Here is a 373-nt window from a genome sequence, read left to right on the forward strand (position 1 = left end):
GTCGCTGGTGTCACAGGAGCGGACCGTCACCCGACCGCCCAGTTCCTCGATCTGCTCACACAGCTCCGGCGCCCCCGGCGCATCCAGGCCCCGACGGCTGACCAACAGCACATGCTCTACTCCGTGCTCGGCGACCAGATGCCGGGCCACCAATCCGCCCAGCGTTCCAGTACCACCGGTGATCAACACCGTCCCCGGGTCCCGCCACCCGCCGACGTGTTCTACGGCCGCAGCTCCACTGACCCGTGCCAGACGCGCGCACCGCACCACATCCCCACGCACCGCCAGCTGCGGCTCACCACACGCCACCAACCCGCCCACCACACCAGCATCAAGACCCACACCACCATCACGCTCATCCGCAACAACATCA

The 373-nt window shown here is 67.8% G+C and carries 2 protein-coding genes; one reads left to right on the forward strand and one right to left on the reverse strand.

Annotation, left to right across the window (positions count from 1 at the left end):
• The coding region (locus tag JK364_RS58435) for a KR domain-containing protein (RefSeq protein ID WP_372462116.1) at positions 1 to 189 on the reverse strand (189 nt) is incomplete at its 3' end.
• Here JK364_RS58435 and JK364_RS56805 point away from each other — a divergent pair.
• Positions 112 to 373: hypothetical protein (locus JK364_RS56805; protein WP_230994001.1), on the forward strand; the 262-nt coding region annotated here is incomplete at its 3' end. The two genes, JK364_RS58435 and JK364_RS56805, sit on opposite strands and share 78 nt — an antisense overlap.

It is taken from the genome of Streptomyces endocoffeicus (assembly GCF_016741935.1).
GTDB lineage: Bacteria > Actinomycetota > Actinomycetes > Streptomycetales > Streptomycetaceae > Streptomyces > Streptomyces endocoffeicus.